The organism is Gilvimarinus japonicus (genome assembly GCF_042847215.1).
Lineage (GTDB): Bacteria > Pseudomonadota > Gammaproteobacteria > Pseudomonadales > Cellvibrionaceae > Gilvimarinus > Gilvimarinus japonicus.
Genome location: NZ_AP031500.1, coordinates 3,266,737 through 3,286,144 on the forward strand (window position 1 = coordinate 3,266,737; position 19,408 = coordinate 3,286,144).

At 52.1% G+C, this 19,408-nt stretch carries 19 protein-coding genes; 5 read left to right on the top strand and 14 right to left on the bottom strand.

Going from position 1 to position 19,408, the window contains the following annotated elements; all coding sequences use genetic code 11:
* Window positions 1–6 precede the first annotated feature (6 nt).
* Entirely contained in the window at window positions 7–1,845 is a 1,839-nt protein-coding gene (locus ACGHAD_RS13825; protein ID WP_382418601.1) for a monovalent cation:proton antiporter-2 (CPA2) family protein, read from the bottom strand.
* A gap of 164 nt (window positions 1,846–2,009) precedes the next feature.
* Here ACGHAD_RS13825 and ACGHAD_RS13830 point away from each other — a divergent pair, with 164 nt between their 5' ends.
* Window positions 2,010–3,584 (top strand): enolase C-terminal domain-like protein, encoded by a 1,575-nt coding sequence (locus ACGHAD_RS13830; protein WP_382418060.1) that lies wholly within the window; start codon window positions 2,010–2,012, stop codon window positions 3,582–3,584.
* Window positions 3,585–3,671: 87 nt separating this feature from the next.
* Here ACGHAD_RS13830 and ACGHAD_RS13835 read toward each other — a convergent pair whose 3' ends face one another.
* The 12 genes from ACGHAD_RS13835 to ACGHAD_RS13890 all read right to left on the bottom strand — a co-directional run bounded on the left by ACGHAD_RS13835 (window position 3,672) and on the right by ACGHAD_RS13890 (window position 14,779).
* Window positions 3,672–5,240: a mechanosensitive ion channel family protein gene (locus tag ACGHAD_RS13835; RefSeq protein WP_382418058.1), complete on the bottom strand. Its 1,569-nt coding sequence runs from the start codon at window positions 5,238–5,240 to the stop codon at window positions 3,672–3,674.
* A gap of 141 nt (window positions 5,241–5,381) precedes the next feature.
* Window positions 5,382–5,588: a hypothetical protein gene (locus ACGHAD_RS13840; RefSeq protein WP_339615862.1), complete on the bottom strand. Its 207-nt coding sequence runs from the start codon at window positions 5,586–5,588 to the stop codon at window positions 5,382–5,384.
* Window positions 5,589–5,910: 322 nt separating this feature from the next.
* Window positions 5,911–7,872, bottom strand: a complete 1,962-nt coding sequence (locus tag ACGHAD_RS13845; protein ID WP_382418056.1) for a response regulator — start codon at window positions 7,870–7,872, stop codon at window positions 5,911–5,913.
* A gap of 6 nt (window positions 7,873–7,878) precedes the next feature.
* Window positions 7,879–8,322 (bottom strand): response regulator, encoded by a 444-nt coding sequence (locus tag ACGHAD_RS13850; RefSeq protein WP_339615860.1) that lies wholly within the window; start codon window positions 8,320–8,322, stop codon window positions 7,879–7,881.
* A gap of 6 nt (window positions 8,323–8,328) precedes the next feature.
* Window positions 8,329–9,825: a CHASE3 domain-containing protein gene (locus ACGHAD_RS13855; RefSeq protein ID WP_382418054.1), complete on the bottom strand. Its 1,497-nt coding sequence runs from the start codon at window positions 9,823–9,825 to the stop codon at window positions 8,329–8,331.
* A complete protein-coding gene (locus ACGHAD_RS13860; protein WP_339615858.1) occupies window positions 9,822–10,061 on the bottom strand; it encodes a histidine kinase dimerization/phospho-acceptor domain-containing protein in 240 nt (79 codons plus the stop codon). The genes ACGHAD_RS13855 and ACGHAD_RS13860 overlap by 4 nt, the downstream gene beginning before the upstream one ends.
* A 66-nt stretch (window positions 10,062–10,127) precedes the next feature.
* Entirely contained in the window at window positions 10,128–11,438 is a 1,311-nt protein-coding gene (locus tag ACGHAD_RS13865; protein ID WP_382418051.1) for a sigma-54-dependent transcriptional regulator, read from the bottom strand.
* A 637-nt stretch (window positions 11,439–12,075) separates the two neighbouring features.
* On the bottom strand, window positions 12,076–12,249 hold the full coding sequence (locus tag ACGHAD_RS13870) for a hypothetical protein (RefSeq protein ID WP_382418049.1): 174 nt from the start codon (window positions 12,247–12,249) through the stop codon (window positions 12,076–12,078).
* Window positions 12,242–12,781, bottom strand: coding sequence for a hypothetical protein (locus ACGHAD_RS13875; RefSeq protein WP_382418047.1), 540 nt, complete (start codon window positions 12,779–12,781; stop codon window positions 12,242–12,244). The genes ACGHAD_RS13870 and ACGHAD_RS13875 overlap by 8 nt, the downstream gene beginning before the upstream one ends.
* Window positions 12,782–12,787: 6 nt before the next feature.
* Entirely contained in the window at window positions 12,788–13,030 is a 243-nt protein-coding gene (locus ACGHAD_RS13880; RefSeq protein ID WP_339615854.1) for a hypothetical protein, read from the bottom strand.
* 210 nt (window positions 13,031–13,240) lie between these two features.
* Window positions 13,241–13,402, bottom strand: a complete 162-nt coding sequence (locus ACGHAD_RS13885; RefSeq protein WP_339615853.1) for a DUF1328 domain-containing protein — start codon at window positions 13,400–13,402, stop codon at window positions 13,241–13,243.
* Between the two features lie 234 nt (window positions 13,403–13,636).
* Complete coding sequence (locus ACGHAD_RS13890) at window positions 13,637–14,779, bottom strand: AI-2E family transporter (RefSeq protein WP_382418045.1); 1,143 nt, start codon at window positions 14,777–14,779, stop codon at window positions 13,637–13,639.
* A gap of 477 nt (window positions 14,780–15,256) precedes the next feature.
* Here ACGHAD_RS13890 and ACGHAD_RS13895 point away from each other — a divergent pair, with 477 nt between their 5' ends.
* The gene (locus ACGHAD_RS13895) at window positions 15,257–15,928 is read left to right on the top strand and encodes a BON domain-containing protein (protein ID WP_382418043.1); all 672 of its coding nucleotides are present in this window, start codon (window positions 15,257–15,259) and stop codon (window positions 15,926–15,928) included.
* 42 nt (window positions 15,929–15,970) lie between these two features.
* Complete coding sequence (locus tag ACGHAD_RS13900) at window positions 15,971–16,516, top strand: ferritin-like domain-containing protein (protein WP_339615850.1); 546 nt, start codon at window positions 15,971–15,973, stop codon at window positions 16,514–16,516.
* A 93-nt stretch (window positions 16,517–16,609) separates the two neighbouring features.
* Here ACGHAD_RS13900 and djlA read toward each other — a convergent pair whose 3' ends face one another.
* Window positions 16,610–17,407, bottom strand: a complete 798-nt coding sequence (djlA, locus tag ACGHAD_RS13905; protein WP_382418041.1) for a co-chaperone DjlA — start codon at window positions 17,405–17,407, stop codon at window positions 16,610–16,612.
* 186 nt (window positions 17,408–17,593) lie between these two features.
* Between djlA and ACGHAD_RS13910 the strand changes: the two genes are divergently transcribed.
* Both ACGHAD_RS13910 and ACGHAD_RS13915 read left to right on the top strand, forming a co-directional pair.
* Window positions 17,594–18,505: an EboA domain-containing protein gene (locus tag ACGHAD_RS13910; RefSeq protein ID WP_339615848.1), complete on the top strand. Its 912-nt coding sequence runs from the start codon at window positions 17,594–17,596 to the stop codon at window positions 18,503–18,505.
* Window positions 18,502–19,398, top strand: a complete 897-nt coding sequence (locus tag ACGHAD_RS13915) for a TatD family hydrolase (protein ID WP_339615847.1) — start codon at window positions 18,502–18,504, stop codon at window positions 19,396–19,398. Before ACGHAD_RS13910 ends, ACGHAD_RS13915 begins: the two co-directional genes overlap by 4 nt.
* Window positions 19,399–19,408: the final 10 nt, after the last annotated feature.

Here is a 19,408-nt window from a genome sequence, read left to right on the forward strand (position 1 = left end):
AATGTTTTAGCGCTTACGTTTATCGTTAAAGGCCACGTCTTCGGCTTGCGTCGTGCCGGCATCGTCCTGCAGAACCCGGCGTAGCTCATCAAGATTTTTGCGAATGGCGCGGCCGTAGCTTTTATCGTCGCCCCACAGCTTAGCCAGTTTGCGCAATGATTTTTCATCGTGCTCTTCAAACAATTGCCCCGCTCGCTCGGCCGCCTGCTCTGGCTGCCCCAAAGCCTTGAGCGCATCAACGCCAAGCATCAAGGCCGAGTGAAATGTCTCGCGCCGCAGCCCTGCCACATCAGCGGCAATAAGCTGGTAAGCGTGCCGTCGGTCAATGGCCCGCACCAGTATTTTTAAATTGGGAAAGTGCTTTTGCGCCGTCGTCACAATGCGCATTGCCCGGTCGGGCTCATCGACCGCCACCACCAGTATTGCGGCTTCGTCGCCACCAGCGGCACGCAACAAGTCCGCGCGCGACGCATCACCATAATACACTTGGTTGCCAAAGCGACGTACCAACTCTACCTGCCCCGGACTATGATCCAAAATCGTCATGCGGTAGCCCTGCGCGCTAAGCAAACGTCCGACAATCTGCCCAAAGCGGCCGTATCCGGCGATAATTACATGATCGGTAGGCGCAATATCGGCATCCGCCTCCGGCTCAGGTTTATTTTGTCCGGTTCGGCTAAAAAACACCTCATACGCGACCAGCAGCAGTGGTGAAACCAGCATCGACAGCGCGACTATCACCGTAATAAGTTGTCCAACCTCGTCACTAAAAACAGTCATCTCACCCGCGGCCGAGACAATTACAAAGGCAAACTCACCGCCTTGCGCTAAGGCCAATGAAAACAACAGACCGCGCTTAACGCCCATCTTAAAAATAAGCGCCAGAAACATCAGTACGCTCGCTTTAAGTGTAATCAGGCCAACAACGGCCAGCGCGATCACGATGGGCTTATCAAGTAGCACATCAAAATTCACACTGGCGCCGACGGTAATAAAAAATAACCCCAACAACAGCCCTTTAAAGGGCTCGATATCGACCTCGATCTCGTGACGATACTCACAGTCAGCCAGCACCACACCGGCAATAAAAGCTCCGAGCGCAGGCGAAAGCCCCACGGCCTGCATCAATACGGTTATGGCAACGACAATCAATAGCGCAAAGGCGGTAAAGATTTCACGCGTATCTGTCTCAGCTAATAATCGGAACACGGGTGCGGCCAAAAAGCGCCCGGCCAAAATCACCACTGCAATGGTCGCAATGCTAACCAGCACCTGCATCGGCGCCGATAAGCTCGCAATAAAATTGGCATCGGGGGTAACCGCATCAGGACTGCCACTACCGCTGCTAAGTAAAGGCAATAACGCCAGAATCGGAATAATAGCGATGTCCTGAAACAGCAGTACCGAAAAACTATTGGAGCCGGCAGGGGTTTTTAACAGCCCCCGCTCGGTGAGCGACTGCAATACAATGGCTGTCGACGACAACGCTAACGCCAAGCCGATGGCGAGAGCGGACTTCCAGGCGAGATCGCTCACCGCGACGATGATTAAGGTTAACAGGGCCGCCGTGAGCACAACCTGAAGGCCACCCAAGCCAAGAATCGGTCGGCGCAGTGCCCACAATCGCGCCGGTTGCAGCTCGAGGCCGATCAAAAACAGCATCATAATAATGCCGAACTCGGCCACATGCATGACGTCGGTCTGATCACCCACCAAGCTTAGTGCGTAAGGGCCTATAATAACGCCGGCAAATAAATACCCCAGCACCGAACCAAGCCCCAACCGCTTGGCAATTGGCACCGCGATAATAGCTGCACACAAATAGATCAGCGCATTTTGTAACATCAAACCGTCTCCTGGAAATTATCCCTCAACGCCACCTCTTGCACACAAACACTGAACCACGACACTACTAGCCGCCGTACAATGCTAAGATAAACGCTTATGCTAATAGCGCATAGTAGCGCCCACACACGTATTTATATACCAGCAATAGGAGACTCGTCCCCATGATCACCATCGAGTCCGTAAAAGTCACGCCAGTTGCCGCGCCCCCGACGGGATTTGGCGGCGATGCCCGCAATATCGCTCAGGGTGGCCCCACGTACGCCAATGTTTATCTACAGCTTGGTACTAACGATGCCCAACTAAGCGGCAGCAGTATTATCTTCACCAACGGTCACGGCCTTAAGGAGATGTGCGATTTAACCGAGCAGTTTGCAACACGCTTCTTGCTTGACGCTAATACCCCGGTGCGAATCGACACGTTACACGAGGGCACAAACTTTGGCCGCCTGTGCCAATCGATGCTGCAAGACTCCGATTACGGCTGGCTGGGCGCGGTGGGCATGTCTCGTATGGCCATTGGTGCCGTTATTAACGCGCTGTGGGATCTGCTCGCAAAGCAGCAACAAAAGCCCGCATGGCATGTGCTCGCCGAGATGACCCCGGAGCAACTGATTGCCTGTATCGACTTTGAGCACATCAGCGATGTGCTGGCACCAGCCGAAGCACTCGCCTTGCTCCAAGACGCTCAAACGGGCCTTGCAGAGCGTATCAAGCGGGTGTATCAACGTGGCTTGCTCGCCTACAACACCGCGGGCTGGAGTGGTATTAGTATCGACGAGCTGCAAACGCAAACCCGGCTGATGATTGATCGCCGATGGCCACAAATTAAAATTAAGGTGGGCGCCAGCTTTGCCGAGCGTCGCCTTAAGCTTAACGAGCACGCAAAAGCCCCCAGCCGTACCGAGCTTGACCAGTTGGCCCGGCAAGCCGCCGACGACGATCTGGTGCGATTGCAAGCAGTGTTTCAAACCATTGCCGCGTATGACCGCCGGCACCACCCACTGCAAATTGCGGTGGACAGCAACCAAGTGTTTGATACACGCTCTGCCGTCGTGTTTATCGGGCATCTCGCAAAAGAGCTGTACCGTCTCAACCCGGACTATAAAATCGTCTGGTTTGAAGAGCCCACAACCCCACACAGTGCCATGGCACATTTAGCTATTCAGCATGCTCTGCAATTGGCCTTTACCGATTATGAGCCCAGCTTAAACATACCATTATCGACCGGCGAGCAAGGTGCGTCACCAGTGGTTTTTAAAGACCTGTTATTTGCCAACCTTGGACGTTTTGAGCACGAACAGACCTGCGCCATTGAGGTCATTCAGATGGATTACTCTCGAGTGGCAGGCATCGCTGATAACCTTGCAATTTTATTGCTCGCCCAACAGGCGCGCCGCCAAGGCCGCGATGTGCGGATTTGCCCCCACACTGGCGGCATCGGCTTGTGTGAGGGTATGCGCAATGTACAAGCCCTGCAGCACGCGCTGTTTGGCCACACAAACGCTGGCGGTACACCCGACATTTTAGAGTTTGTCGAAGAGCCCGACCGCAGTGTTCACGAAGGCGTGTTCCGCAACCCCGCCATTGTCGTCGACGGCCACTACCAAATGAACACCACCCCAGGGGTCGGGGTCGATTACAGTGATGAAGGCTTAGCCCTCTACCGGCTTCCCGATGGCCAAGCCTGGAGCGCGAACGAAAAATACCGCGAGCTCGCCAAACGTCTTAGCCGTTAAGCGCGGGCTCTTACCCGCCAGGCATGAGCCGTGGATACTCTGCACTGCAGCCACGGCTCAATGATCGGCATCTGCAGCTCGCCGACGTTACCTACCTTGGTCACCGCCTGAATCATCATCGGTAGACGGCTGTTGCGCTCCGCGCTGTGATACGGGCGATTTAGCGTGCTTGGCATCCGTATCCGTGCCGTTAGCAGCAGCGTCCTCGTCGTTATCGGCTTTCGCCTCTAACGCATCGTCGGCATCCGTCATACGCTCAACCATAATGCGCGCAGGCGGCGCAGTACCGTCTTTATCTTCACCAAAGTACAGTGTCTGATGGGGAAACGGTATTTCGATATCGTGTTTGTCAAACGCGTACTTCATGCGGCGATTAAACTCTCGGCCCACGACCCACTGTTTGATCGGCAAGGTCTTAATGCGCGCTTTAATAATAATGGCGCTATTGGCAAAGGCATCAACCCCGAGCACTTCCAATGGCTCTAGAATAAGCTCTTTAAAATCCTCGTCTTTTTCCATTTCTGCGCTAATGCTTTTTAACACATCAATCACCTCGTCGGGGCTTTCACGATAGGCGATGCCAACATTAAACATATAGTAACTAAAGTGCTTGGTGTAGTTCTCAACCACTGTAATCTCACTAAAGGGTACGGTATAAACTCGACCGTCCAAATCCCGCAGCTGCACTTTGCGCAGGGTGATCTTCTCAACCAGGCCCGTACGGTTACCCACACAAGCTACATCACCTACCTGGATAAGGTCTTCAACAATAATAATAAACCCATTTAGCACATCTTTAATAAGCGCTTGCGCACCAAAGCCGACGGCGACACCAATAACACCGGCACCGGCCAGTAGAGGTGTTACATCGATACCCAGCTCGGCAATAACAGTGATACCAAAAATGACTAAAACCACCCCGTAAAGCACATTGCGCGCAATGGGTACTAGCGTGTTAACCCGCGAGCTTCCGCGCTTTTCCAAGCGGTAAAAATAACGTTCCACGGCGGCTGATATCAGCTCGAATAAAATCACCGAGAAAATCAGAGCGATCAGGAAGCTAAACAAGCTTTCAAACCATGACACAACGGTTTTACTGATGGTGAGATCGGCAATACCACCCCACCCCACAACCATAATCGCCAAGCCGGTAAACAGAAACACAAACAGAAAGAAAATAATATTGATTAAACGCTGATAAAAATTCAGCCGGTTATGGTTAAAGCGAAAACGTTTTCGGGCTGCATGCAGGCGAGTAAACAGCTTTTTATTCAGCCACTGAAACAACACCACGACCGTTACGGCGATAAATACAATTAAGCCAGTCGCCAGCCAGCGGCCAGAGACCGTTGACTCAATACCGAGAGCATCCAAAGCCCCTTCTACTCCGCTCTCCCAGCTTTCGGTTACCTCGTCGACATTAATCACCTGGTTGACATCCACCGCCAACGAGTGGGACTTGCTCGCGCTTTCTTCACACGAGTCGCCTTCGCAATCGCTTGACGCCGAACTCGCGCTTGAGGATTCTGAGCTCGAAGAGGACCCCTCACCCAAATCAAGACTAAACCCCGGCATAGCTACCGCGACTTGACTGACACAAGCAAGCAATAAAAACGCTAAGATTAGGCGCCATCCGACGCAACGAGAAGGGTTCATAGCAAGGTTCTCTTTGATTACAGTTAGGCGTATAGACTGTGCACCGTCAGGTCACACAATAAAAAACGGTGGCGTACTCTAAAGTACGCCACCGTTTTAGTACTACTTGGTATTACTTAAGCAATACCCACAATGGCAAGATTAGCAATTCTCGCCAGAGACTTCTTCACAAGCGTCTTCCATGCCGTCACCGACGTCATCAGCCGCATCACCCATTGCATCTTTGGTTTCTTCGGCCGCGTTATCCATGCTTTCGCCCATTTCCTCGACAGGGCCATCATTGGTATCGCACGCCATAAGAGGGACAGTGATCATCATCATTAACAGTAATTGTTTAATTGCTTTCATTTTTTGCTCCTTGGTATTGGCTGTTTTTTCTTCGCACCCAACATAAGACTGTTATTTACAACCTATGTCTGGCGTTACGTGTTTTACCTTATGCGTGAACCGTGCCAACTTTTAATAAGACCGTATTAGTGGCCTGCAACGCGACTCTAACTCTTTAAAAAGGCTTTTCTTGCAACTTTTACACGCAACATCTGGTAGCTTACAAAAGCAATCATCACCAGCGGCCAAGGCTACAGGCACTAACGCCTCGGCCTCCGATGCCATCAGCTGCTATTAGGTTTTAGCACACTCCCCGTTAATAGCAAACAAATGCTCTGCGCGCTTAACCAAGCACTCGCTCCAATGCCGCCAGCGACAATGGCTTTAACAGGCCCGCTTCAATACCGCACTGCTTGGCACGCGCCTCGTCCAAGGGATCACCGCTGGCCAAAATCAGCCGGGCATCAGGCACTAACGCCCGGCATTGCTGCGCCAGCTGATAACCATCCATATCCGGCAGGTTGGCATCCAGCAAAATAATACTGGGCGACTCGCTCACCAGCAAAGATAAAGCTTCGGCCCCGTCGTTCGCGCCCAGCACTCGCCACTGCAGCAGCTCCAGCAAACTGCTGGTGGCCAGCAATGCATCAGGGTTGTCCTCGACCACCATAATAACAGGCTGCTCTGAAGCTTGAGCGTCAGCCGCTTCGGCCTCCGGGCCATGTATTGCGCTGGCGGCCTCGGCGCGCAGATGGCGCAACAACAAGATGTGCAATTGCGCCTGATCGACTGGTTTACTTAAATAAGCATTAAAACCCGACGCCAAACAGGCATCCATATCGCCTTTCATATGGGCAGCGGTTAAGGCGATAAGCGGCGTTGTAGGGTCAACTTCTCTCAGGGTTTGGGCCGCTTCATGTCCGCCCATCACGGGCATATGAATATCCATCAGCACCAGGTCGTAGGGCTTTCCCTGTTGTTTATTGGACTTAATCCGCTCTATGGCCTCAGCGCCGTTCTGAGCGTAATTGACCTCGACCCCCGTCATTTTAACGAAGTGGCCAATCAACATTCGGATATCCCGCAGGTCATCCACCACCAAGACACGACCGCTAAGCCGCGGCACCTCGCTTAACGGCCCGCGCTCGTTGTCCACCTCAAGAGAGAACATCTCGCGGTCTTCGTCCGGCACTTCACCCACACCGATATGGAAGCTAAAGGTGCTGCCCTCGCCCGGCGTGCTGGTGACATCGATAGCACCACCCAGGCGCTCGACCAACTGGCGACTAATGGCCAGCCCCAACCCGGTACCCGCCTGAGACTGCGAGTAAGAGTCTTTGGCTTGGACAAACGGCTGGAATATTGCCGCCTGGGACTCAGGCGTAATACCCACACCAGAGTCGACCACCCAGAAGTGAAGTTGCTCAGCTCCCTCAACCGCCACCATTTCAACCCGAACAATAACGCGGCCATGATCGGTAAATTTAATGGCGTTACCGATTAAATTTAACAGCACTTGGCGCAAGCGGGTCGGGTCAGTAACAATCCGGCGCGGCAGCGGCGTCGGGGTTTCCATCAACAACTCAAGGTTTTTATCCACGGCAGCGCCGCGCATTAAAAAATAGATGTCGGTTAAAAACGACGACAAATAAACTTGCTGGGGCTCAAGCTCAAGCTTGCCCGCTTCAATTTTAGATAAATCGAGAATATCATTCAGTAAGCCCAACAAGTGCTTACCATTGCGATGCACCACCCGTAAATGACCGGCAGACTCCACATCTTTGTTGGTGTTAAGCAACAGCTCCGTAAACCCGAGAATTGCTGATAACGGCGTGCGTAGTTCATGACTGAGGTGGGCTAAAAATTCACTTTTTGAGCGGTTTTCGGATTCGGCTTTTAAGCGCTCGACTCGCTCTCGCTCCATTTCGCGCCGCGCCAACGCGTAGCGAATGGCTCGGGCAAGCTGCTCGGCACTGAGACTGGCTTTTACCAGATAATCTACCGCGCCGGCCTGCAACGCCTGCATATCCACCTCGCCCTGGTGCATACCGGTCAGTAGAATAATCGGCCCGGTAAAGCCCAGCGACTGCGCCTCGCCTAGCAGCTCAATGCCGTCGCGGGCACCTAAGCTATAGTCCATAAGACACAAATCGTGCACATTGCTGCACAACTGCTCTCTACCGGCTTCGTAACTAGGAGCCCAATCCACTTGATTGGGCCCCGTTGTTATTTCATCCAGCAGGTCGCGGGCGAGTAAAAAGTCATCTTCATCGTCATCGACGATTAATAGCTTTACGTCTTGCATAAAAAGTTACGGTAACTCGACAAATTCTACCCAGTACTTACCTAAGGTGCGCATCAGATCTACCAAAGCATCAAACGTTACTGGCTTAGAGATATACGACGCGGCGCCCAGATCGTAGCCTTTAATCATATCCTCTTCCGCTTTTGAGGTGGTTAAAATCACTACCGGAATACGCCGTAAAGCCGGATCGCCTTTGATTTCCGCCAAGGCCTCGCGGCCGTCTTTTTTCGGCATATTTAAATCGAGCAAAATTAAACCTGGCAAAGGATAAGCACTGCGATCGGCAAACTTTCCATCACCTTTTAGGTACTCTAATAGCTCGACTCCATCCTCGGCGAAATGCAGCTCATTGAGGACACGACTTTCTACCATCGCCTCTTCGGCCAGCAGTCGGTCATCAGCATCATCATCAGCCATCAGGATGATTAACGGCTTCTTTTCTACATTCATGGAAGGTTATTCCTCTATCGTTGCCAGCTCGAACTGAGTGGTTGGCATAATAATAATAAATTGGGTTCCGACACCGACTTCACTCTCGGCAATAATACTGCCGCCATGGCGCTCGACGATTTTTCGGCAAAGCGCCAATCCAATACCCGTGCCAGCGTATTCATTGCGGCCATGCAAACGTTGAAACAAGTTAAACACCCGATCATTGTATTGGGTGTCAAACCCAATACCGTTATCGCTAAACACTAAGCGAATCCATTCACGAGTCTCCTCACCTTCGTCCTCTGGTACATCTTCTGCCGCTACCGGCTCACTATAGACTTTAATCACAGGGACCGTGTCCGGGCGTCGGAACTTAAGGCTATTGCCTATCAAGTTCATAAACACTTGGCCCATTTGCGAGGGGTCGGCGTCAATCTGTGGCAGATCACGCGCCTCAATTGTCGCCCCGGAATCTTCGATGGCATACTCCAGATCTTCTTGCACCCCCTTCATCACATCATTGAGGGCAACCGGTTCAAACGGTTTTTGCTGCGTGGTCACCCGCGAAAAGCTCAACAAGTCATCAATAAGGTGCGACATGCGTTCGGACGCGGCGTGCATTCTGGCGATATAGTCGGCGCCGGTGTCCCCCAGCGCCTCACTGTATTTCTTAAGCAGGCGATCACCAAAGGCCCGAATTTTGCGCAGCGGTTCTTGCAAATCGTGCGAGGCCACAAACGCAAACTCTTCTAGCTCGCGATTGCTGCGCTGCAATTCATCGGAGTACTGCTGCAGGGCATAGGTGCGTTCTTCAACTTTCTCTTCTAGCTCGCTATTGGCTTGTTCAATCTGTGCGTAAAGCGCACTCACGCGCCGCGAACTGCGATACACCGCCAGAAAAATCACCAACGACAGCAGCAACCCTAAAATATTGGTAGCAAATAACGACTGCAAAATAAACTGACGATCTTCTTGCGATTCGTAGCGATTTTTATACAGCAACATCAGCTCATCGGCTTCCATATCATCAAGCAGCTCACTGAGTTGGCGCATCAAACGAGCCCCCACATCCGAGCGAACACGATTCATGGCTTGCTCACGCTCACCGGCATGCACCAGCGAGACCGTCTCTTGCATCTCATCAATTTTTTGATTAGTTAGCTCAAACACGCGTTTAAAACGTGTTTGCTGCACGGGTAGCTCCGTGGAGGCCCCCGAAAGCGATGCGAGTAACTCGTCGGTTTTTGCGAGCGCGTCATGGTAGGGTTGCAGGTATTGGCCGTCGCTAGTCAATAAATAACCGCGCTGACCACTCTCGGCATTCACCAGCTCTGTTTTTAGCTCTTTGATAAGAGCCAACACTTCTAGAGTATTAGTAACCCCTTGGCTGTTTTCGTGCATTACACCAATGGAGCGATAGGCAGTACTCATGCTAATAATAAAAAATGCCACCAGCGCCAAGAGTACAAACAACCAAGAGCGACCTGGTAATTTCTTACCTTTGCGAAAAAATCCGATCAAGCGTTATCTCCTGCATCAGTGCCATTAGCTGACTGCTCGTGAGACAGCTGATCACGAAGCTCCGACAGCACAGTATCGCAGCGTCGGCACTCCTGCAAAATCCGTTCAAAAATAGCCGTTGCTTTGTCGGTATCGCCGGTCCGCTCTAGTGTTAGCTTGCCGAGTTCGGCATTTACCGAAATGTTATTAAGTGGGTTTCGCACATCGTGAAGCAACCGCTGCGTGTCGCTACTCATACAAATCCTTGCATATTTTAAAAAGTGAATTAAACCAAAACTTACCGCTGACCATCTCAGTCCGAGCTACTGCTCGGAGTAGCTGTTCAACCGGTTGTAGAGAGTCTTTAAACTAACACCCAGCATCTCGGCCGCTTTTTTCTTGTCACCGCCCAAGTGCTCCAAGGTCGACTCAATCAACTCACGCTCAACATCTTCGACCGTTTTACCGACCGTAATACCAGCATTTTTGTTATCGCCAACTTTAGAGAAAGGCGACGACAAGTCATCTGGCAACACCAGCATCTGAGTCTCAGGATCGGCCATAATAAAAGCGCGATGCACCGCGTGGCGCAACTCACGCACATTGCCTGGCCAGTCGTACGCCTGCAGCCGCGCCAGATCTTTAGGGTCGATCGCAATACTCGCTTTATACTGTCGGTTAAAGCCCGCCAAGAAGAACTCGATCAACATCGGAATATCATCGGGTCGCTGACGCAAAGGCGGAATATGTATCGGGAACACAGCCAAACGAAAGTACAAATCCTCCCGTAAGCACCCTTGCTCCGCTATATCCATTTCGCTGCGGTTGGTAGCCGATACCACTCGGCAATCGACATCAATTGCACTGGTAGCGCCCAACCGAGTGACTTTATGGGTCTCCAGCACTCGTAACAGGTTGGGCTGCTGATCGATTGGCATCTCGGTAACCTCGTCCAAAAACAAGGTCCCCTCGTGGGCCAGCTCAAACACCCCGGCTTTGCGGTGAGTGGCACCCGTAAAAGCGCCCTTCTCGTGGCCAAACAGCTCACTGCTGATTAAGTCCCGGGCAAACGCGCCACAGTTTGCAGGGACGAACGCGCCCTTGGGCTTACTCGCCGCATGAATAGCTGACGCTACCACCTCTTTACCCACGCCACTCTCCCCCATCAGCAAGACATTCGCCTTAGTCTGAGAAACGCGCTCAATCATCTGATACAGCTTTTGCATAGGCGCCGACTCGCCCACCAAATGACCAAAATGCAAAGCGGCATCGGCTTCACCGACATCATCATCGGCTTCAAACAGCGATTGCAACTGAGCCAGATCAATAGGTTTAATCAAATACGAGATATTGGGGCCGTACAGATCTTTAACGATAGATTTTACCGAGGGGTGCCCGGTTACTAGAGTAACCTGGGTTTGATCACGGTTTTTAATAGAGTCCAGCACATGCAGGCCGCTGCCATCAGGCATAATCAGGTCGAGTATTACATGATCAAAAGATCGTCCCGAGGCGGCCCGTTGCGCCTGCTCGACCGTACTGGCTGACACCACGGTGTGCTGAAGTAACTCTAACAGCTCGGTAGTCGCCTCTAAAAACCCTAAATCGTCATCAACCAGTAAAATTTGCGCCACGCCGTCTTCCTCGTTTCTTTAATCCAGTCTTACTCAGGGCGATAATGCTACACCTTTTTGCAAAATATGCGCACTTATTTGCACCCGAAATGGGCGCATATTAACGCCTTTACGCCTCAGCCCACAGGAGCCGGGTGCCCGCCAAAGAGAATTTAATGGGCAAGCATGGCATAAACGTTGCTCAGGTTCCAATCAGACAAGCGTCAACAACATGACTACGATTGGTTTTAACGAGGTATACGATGAACAACTCTCCCCTTAGCGCCCCTAGCGGCAAGACCTTAACTTACTTGGCAGGACTTAGTGGTGTTGACTCGCTCGAGGCCGATAACCTTTCGCGGCACAACCACAACAGCCAACCCCAAAAGCCTCGCAGCTTAACTCAGCGCCTTCGGGTCATCTGGAAAAAACGCCGTCGCGACAGCGCCAGGGCCTAAACATCCTATCGCTCTTCTTGTTTCAAAATTGACGCAAGAGGAGCGATTAGGGATTGCTTACGTAAGAAAGGTATCACGCCTAATGACTACGATTGAGTTGAGATACGCTGCTAACTTACCCCCAAAAGACAACGCCAAAAGTGCGCAAAAAACAATATCGCCCTCTGGCTAAGACACCTCAGGCGAGCAGCCGCAGCCAATCACCCAAATAAACGCATCGATAAACTGCCGTAGCGCAACGCTTTAAGGGGTAAGTTTTTATCCGGCGCTATACGCTCGGACAAGACGCCCGCCACCGCAGCAGCAGCAACGGCGCCCCAAAATAAGGAGCGGCGGTCAAAACCGCCATAATCGACATCAAGCTTGCTACCCAAGATCGCCCTCTGGCGGCTTAGCTCCTGACTCTTTTGCTTTACCCGACCGGTCAAGCTCATTGCGAACCCCCTGCATAATAGTCTTAAATTGACGGCGCGATTCAGACATTGTCATCCGACGACGATAGCGCTTAACACTAAACCACAGTGTCAAAGACAACAGTAACTGCATAACAAAAAGTACCGCAAACCCGACTATCGGCATTCCACTCAGACTGTAGCCTGTCCATGCGAGCAGTGCTGACAACGACAACCAGGTCAGTAATAACGCCGGCAGCAATAAAAGCCAGCTACCCAAAAGAGCAAAAAAGCTCTTAAAGGCCAAAAGCAGCTCTAAGCCCAACAGCTCAGAATAGCTCTTTAAGCAGCCAATTAACTCTTCACCAATAACAACTGCTTGGTGAAACTCTTCCGCGATTCGGTCAGCGGGTCCACGGCTTTTCTGCCCGGACGACGCCTCTGCTTCTAACTCAGGATCGACTGAGCGGGGCTTACTCGCCCCGCTCTCATCTTTAACGCTTTCAGGCGCCACTTAGGATTAATCTCTGTTAGAAGATTTCAGTAAACGAGAGACTAACCAGCCCGCAGCAAAAGCAACCCCAACGGTCACCAGTGGGCGCTCACGCACAAAGTCCTCAGCGCGGTCACCGTACTCACGGGCTCGAATTTTTCCTTCCTCTGCTTTTAAGCGTGCGCCTGCGGCACCGGCTGCACCGATGGAGCCTACAGCATCATAAACACTCGAGGTCGCTTGTTTAACTTGGTCCATTGCTTCAGACATGGTTACTCCTTCTGCGTTGGTTGTGGTTCCAGCTTTCTGCGATTTACCTGATTGTGTAGCCATTGTTAAATTCCTCTCAATAATGGTCTTCCCGATTGATGTAGGTAGTAGGAGCCCCTTTAACTATTGTGCAGGGGCTCAGTACTGTCAAATACACTTAAGCTACATCTCTTTTCTTGCCTTTTACGCTAGCCGGTACAGTACCGACTGTTAAGGCCGGCGGCGACCAAAAATAAGCGACAAGATAAACAGCACCAAAAATACGACAAACAAGATTTGTGCAATGCCCGTCGCTGCACCAGCAATACCGCCAAAACCAAATACTGCTGCAATCAGTGCGATAACAAAAAATAAAATTGCGTAACCTAACATAGCCATTCTCCTTTGCTGTTAACGCCGCCATTTGCAACTGTTAAGTTTTGGCGGCTTTCACGGTTTATACTTCAAGCGTCGTGCCAACTCTTAAAAACCCTGCCTTTACTGGGCTGCAGAGCAACCGCAAGAAACTAAACCGGGGAAAAAACAATTTGGCCCCTTTTTTATTGCAACATCTGCACGTAACGACGCAGCTTTTACATATAACCTGAAGATCTTTTGCGTTAGCGATTAAGACTCTGAAGGCGCCTCATGATGTTCGGTCGCGGCAATGCCATCGTCTTCGTAACCACCATCCAACACACCTACCCAGCGCCCCATAAGGTCTAGGTGGGTCGCCAAAATACGGCCACAAACCAACAGCGGTATCGCTATAAGCATCCCTACCGCGCCCCACAGCCAACCCCAGGCAAACATCCAAAGTACCACCAGCAGCGGGTTCATATTAAAGCGCTGCCCTAACAAGGTTGGCGTTACAAATTGACATTCAATAAAATTTAAAACCAAAAAGGCACCCGGTACTAAAACGATACTGCCCCAACTGGAAAACTCCATAAAGCCAACCCCCGTAAGGATGACCGCCAACAACATGGGCCCTACATAAGGCGCAAAATTTAAAATGGTAGCCAGCGCCCCCCACAAAAGCGCATCCTCCACCCCCAGTAAATGCATCGCACCCGCGGTCGCCAACCCCAAGCCGACATTAATAAGAGAGATCACCAACACATAATGCGAGATATCATTCTGAACAGCCTGAAACACCACGACTGTGGACTTTTTAGCGCTAAAAGTTTGGCGAGCTTTTACCACATGGCGCATTAGCTCCTCGCCAAACACCAAAAAGAAGTATGTGATAACCACCACCGCGCCTACCTGGATGGCAAAAGACGCGGTTGTTTCCGCTAATACCGACACCGCAGAGTGCAGCGTCGAGTCGACGGCACTTTCTATCGAATCACTATTACCTGAAGAGCCAGACATAACACTCTCTTTGATCGCCGACAGCGACTTACTCATCTCGCCCATCTCACTGGCAAGCTTATCGCTTAATCTCGGGATCACTTGCAGCCAACGTGTCGCCGGCTCAACCAACAAGCTAAACAAATAGCCCAGCCCGCCGGTTAATGCACTAATGACAAGTATGGCACCGACAGGCTTGGGCACATAAACGACTGCCAGCAACCGCACCAATCGACTCGAAAACAATGCCACAAATGCCGCCACGAAAATGGGCACCAATAATGTTTGCGAAAAATATAGCGTGTACAACACAGCGAGCACCGCCAACAGCTTAAGCGCCAGCCGAGCCCCGTTAGCCACAAACCTGGCGCTAACATCCGTTTTTTCATGATCGATTTTTAATGATGTAGTCATTCGTTGTGCGCCTCTGGCCTTCGCCTTTGTGGTGTTGCAGTGCCAATAGCCGCACCGCGCCCTATAAACAAAAGCGTAATCAGCTGCGAAAAGCGTACCAGCGCACAAAATCGTACCAAACGGCCGCGCAAGCCCTCTCCGCCGGCCATTCAAACGCGCTTTGCAAAATATCAGCGCATTTTATCTGTAGATTTTTCACAAATTTGCAAATTGCGGCACGGCGATTTCAGGTTAAGCGCCGTAAAGCGAGACCGCACCCTCTGACCAACAGAGCAGCAGCGCCGGCCATACCGGCTGCGCACCTCTTATAAGACGGCGCCCGAAGGCTTTTACGCGATATGTAAGAGTGCGCTTTTTTGCACAACAGCCCTGCTGGCACGATTTACGCATACGTCCCACCCATTAAGGTTAAGCAAGCACAAAAATCACCCCGTCAGTGTTATCGACGAACAGCAGGTTTAATAGCGGAGTTAACCCATGAACAGCCCGGAAAAACATTCACTGCATCATATGATTGCCCCCGTTACCTCAGTCGCGTTAGTCACTGCATTTTCGGTTTCAACGGCCATTGGCGCCAACGGCAAAAGCGCTTACGCGGATAAACCCAGTGCCGATGAGTACTGGGCCGAGTTTAGCCAAGATCAAGGTCAAAGCTGGGACTCAGAACAGGAGGCATTTCGCGATGGCTGGGTAGAAGGACGGCTCGGCGCGGTACTTGCGTTAAACGAGCATTTAAACCCCTTTAACATTACCGCCAAAGTGACCGCCTCAACCGCCACACTTACTGGTGCAGTTGCCAACGAGATCGACCGAGAACTTGCGACCAATGTCGCCATGGGTATAGAAGGCGTCGAAAAAGTCGCCAATGAGATCACCATCGACAACTCGCTGGCAAAAAACACCGACGAAGAACAAGGTCGTAATTTTTCCGAATACCTTTCGGATATGTCGACCACCGCCTCAATCAAGACTGAGCTGCTTGCTTCGTCCAACCTCAACGGTATCGGCATTAATGTCGACACCTACTTAAACGAAGTAACCCTGTCGGGCTCCGTTGCCAACGAAGCGCAATTAAAACTGGCCGAGGCGATGGTCACCAAACATTCCGACATCGAAAAAGTACACAACCAATTAACCATTGAGCCATAGGCCATTGGATTTTATAAAACGAAACAACCGAGAGGCAGCCAAATGACACACAGTGCATTTATCAAAGATCTGGACAACCGTCGCGCACTCGCACGCAAGCACATGATGAACGGGGCGGTCACCGAAGACTTTACCCAAGACAAAGATAAGATTATCGATCTGCTCAACGAAGCGCTCGCCACCGAGCTTATCTGTGTGCTGCGCTATAAAGCGCATTATTACACCGCCCATGGCCGCGGCGCCAAAGTGGCATCGGCCGAATTCTGGGAGCACGCCCAAGAGGAGCAAGAGCACGCCGACCAGTTGGCCGAGCGTATTGCGCAACTCGGCGGCGTACCCGAGATGAATCCCGATGAGCTATCAAAACGTGCCCATAGCGATTATCACAGCGGTGGCGACACGCTGGAAATGCTGCAAGAAGACCTAGTGGCCGAGCGCATTGCCATCAGCAGCTACCGAGAAATGATTAACTATGTCGGCGAAAAAGACCCGACCACACGCCGAATTTTGGAAGAACTGCTGGCAAAAGAGGAAGAACACGCCGATGATTTGGTCGACTTAATTGAGCATATCGACGGTGAACGGTGAACGGTGAACGGTGAACGGTGAACGGTGAACGGTGAACGGTGAACGGTGAACGGTGAACGGAAAGACTAACCGCTCACCGCTTTTGAGCAAGCGTTACTGACGAGATTTTTTAACTATATCGTAGGCCACCTGTATTTCTTGCGCACGTTCAGTCGCGGCCTTCACCGCATCTTCGGGTAAACCCTGACCTGCCAGTTTATCGGGATGGTACTGACTCATTAATTTTCGGTAGGCTTTTTTCACTTCGGCGTCTGTGGCGCTGGACTCGACCCCGAGTGCCGCATACGCGTTGTCTAAATCACCCGCTCGAGACTGCCCACCACCGGCTGATTGATAACCACCACCGGCTGAGAACGAATGTTGCGCTTTAATCATGCGCAGCAGCTGCTCGAAGGCAAAACCGCTAATACCCAGCGCCGCAGCCACTTCACGCAGAACCCGTTCTTCATTGGCGTCAAACTGACCGTCGGCCAGCGCGAGGTTCACAAGATACGACAGCAGCATCTGCACCAAATTACGGTTATTGCCGCACTTGGCCCGAAATTGTGAGTAAGTCGCCTCGGGGTTAAAATCGGCCGCCGACCCCTCTTTAAACAAGTTAATGGCCACCCGGCGCTGATCGGGCGAGAGCCCCATTTGGGTCATCAACTGCTCAGTCTGCGCGATTTCATCTTCACTCACCCGGCCATCGGCCTTGGCAAGGTACCCTAACAGGGTAAAAGTCGTCTCAAAAAAGCACTGACGGATAATCGCCTGCTGCTCTGGAGAGGCCATACGGGCTTGGTTGCGATAGCCTTTGTCAAACATATGGCCAATAAACACACCCAGCATCGCCAACAAGGGGCCACCGACCACAAAACCTAAGACACCACCAATTATCTTACCAATCATGCTTTAATCTGCTCCAATACAACTTGTAGGTTGCAAGCTTACCATTAATAAAGGTCGATACGCGTGCAACAAATCTTTACAGAGCGCGCCCCACTTGCCGCAACAGCGGCCCGCCTTCGCCCGAGCAACTCGATAACCCTAGGGCGATTCCGTATAATCGACGCTCTAATAACATAGCGAATTTCTATGAACGATCAAACAACAGCAACACTCGCGCAATTGCTTGAGCCACGCCTTAGCGATGCCGCTCTCGACTTCTGGCAAAAATCCCAGCGAGAAGTGGCCGCCGGCGTCGAGCGCTCGCGCTTTTCCGCGCTTATATCAATGGCTAGCCGCCACGCCAAGCGGGTGCCACTGAGGTTAACCGAGGCTGAGCTGGCCGCTTGCGAGAGCGCCAAGCCCGGCTGGCGAGCACAAAACTGGAACCTGCTAGAACTGCTGCGGGTTGCCCTGATCTGCGCCCGCGAGGATGTCGGCGAGGCGAGTTTTGCCGAGGATTTTGAGTCGCTATTCGTCTATGCCGACGAGGGCGAAACCTGTGCGCTGTATCGCGCGCTGGCACTGTTACCGGCCGCCGAGCGGTTTGTCTGGCGTGCGGGCGAGGGTTGCCGCAGCAATATGCTAAGCGTATTCAGCGCCATAGCGCTGGATAACCCCTACCCGGTTAAGCATTTTGACGACACCGGATGGAACCAACTGGTCATTAAGACACTCTTTTTAGAGCTGCCCTTACACCGTATCATCGGCCTGGACGAACGCCGCAGCGCCGAGCTAACCCGTATCGCGCTGGATTTAGCCGATGAGCGCGAAAGCGCCGGGCGTACCATTGCCCACGACTTATGGTTGTGTTTGGATTCCAGTCACGCCGAACGCAGCCTCGCACTGGCCGAGCGCCTTTGGCCCGACGCCGACAGCGTTACCCGCTCGGCGATCGTATTGGGTCTGGCGCGGGCCGAGCAACACACGCAAGTACAACGTCTGGCCGAAACCGAGTCAGATATCGACGTCGCACACGCTATCGATGCGGCCCTAGGGGGTAAGTTTGATCAGGCACAATTTGCCCGTCTAGTCACAGACAAAAGCGAGAGTGAAACATGAGATTTTTTGACCCGCATATCCATATGGCCAGCCGCACCACGGACGACTATCAAAATATGGCCGCCGCTGGTATTCGCGCCATTATCGAGCCCGCCTTTTGGATGGGCCAGCCGCGCACCAACGTGGGCAGCTTTGTCGATTACTTCTCAAGTCTGGTCGGCTGGGAGCGTTTTCGCGCCTCACAGTTTGGTATTGCCCACTACTGCGCCATCGGCATTAACTCTAAAGAGGCCAACAATGAGGGCCTTGCCCGCGAGGCATTGGAGCTTTTACCCAACTTTGCATTAAAAGAAGGTGTGGTGGCAATTGGCGAAATTGGCTATGACGAAATCACCCCCGCCGAAGAGTTTATCTACCAAGCACAACTTAAGTTTGCGGTCGAGCACGACATGGTAGTGATGGTGCACTCACCCCACCGCGACAAAAAGAACGGCATTATTCGCAGCATCGATGTCGCGCTTGAGATGGGCGTGCCACCGCATAAGCTGGTGATCGACCACAACAACGAAGAGACAGTACAGAGCGTGCTCGACGCCGGAGCCTGGGCCGCCTTTACCATTTACCCCAACACCAAAATGGGCTCTGAACGGATGGCCGAGATTGTTCGTCAGTACGGCCCCGAGCGCATTATTGTCGACAGTTCGGCCGATTGGGGCGTAAGCGATCCGCTGTCAGTCCCCAAAACAGCCCATTTGATGAAACAGCGCGGCATTGACCCCGCCGCTATCGAACTGACTTGCTGGGGCAATGCACTGGAGGCCTATGCACAATCCGGACAGATCGACGTCGAGGCACTCATGCAGGACGCCGTGATCGACCAATCGCAATCGTTTAGCGATAACTCCGTACTACGAGGCCAGCAGCCCCGTATCGACGAGCCTGTTAAAAACTAGTTAAAAAGAG